Consider the following 701-nt stretch of genomic DNA (forward strand, 5'->3'; position numbering starts at 1 on the left):
GCACTGCTACTGGACATACTCTACTACTACTAGCCAGTAAGCTAGCTAACTAACTACGTGCTATGGCCCCCACCGTGATGGCCTCCTCGGCCACCTCCGTCGCTCCATTCCAAGGGCTCAAGTCCACCGCCGGCATCCCCGTCAGCCGCCGCTCCACCAACTCGGGCTTCGGCAACGTCAGCAATGGCGGAAGGATCAAGTGCATGCAGGTGTGGCCAATTGAGGGCATCAAGAAGTTCGAGACCCTCTCCTACCTGCCACCGCTCACCGTGGAGGACCTCTTGAAGCAGATCGAGTACCTGCTCCGATCCAAGTGGGTGCCTTGTCTCGAGTTCAGCAAGGTTGGGTTCGTCTACCGTGAGAACCACAGGTCTCCCGGATACTACGATGGCAGGTATTGGACCATGTGGAAGCTGCCCATGTTCGGCTGCACCGATGCCACCCAGGTGCTCAAGGAGCTCGAGGAGGCCAAGAAGGCGTACCCTGATGCATTCGTCCGTATCATCGGCTTCGACAACGTTAGGCAGGTGCAGCTTATCAGCTTCATCGCCTACAAGCCCCCAGGTTGCGAGGAGTCTGGTGGCAACTAAGCCGTCATCGTCATATATAGCCTCGTTTAATTGTTCATCTCTGATTCGATGATGTCTCCCACCTTGTTTCGTGTGTTCCCAGTTTGTTCATCGTCTTTTGATTTTACCGGC

Annotated in this window: 1 protein-coding gene; it reads left to right on the forward strand. The window is 55.6% G+C overall.

Annotation, left to right across the window (positions count from 1 at the left end; genetic code table 11):
* The first annotated feature begins 203 nt into the window (after positions 1 to 203).
* Positions 204 to 590 (forward strand): RuBisCO small subunit-like domain-containing protein, encoded by a 387-nt coding sequence (locus GFJ41_RS20950; RefSeq protein ID WP_221934320.1) that lies wholly within the window; start codon positions 204 to 206, stop codon positions 588 to 590.
* Positions 591 to 701: the final 111 nt, after the last annotated feature.

Source organism: Paraclostridium dentum (genome assembly GCF_012922555.1).
Classification (GTDB): Bacteria; Bacillota; Clostridia; order Peptostreptococcales; family Peptostreptococcaceae; genus Paraclostridium; species Paraclostridium dentum.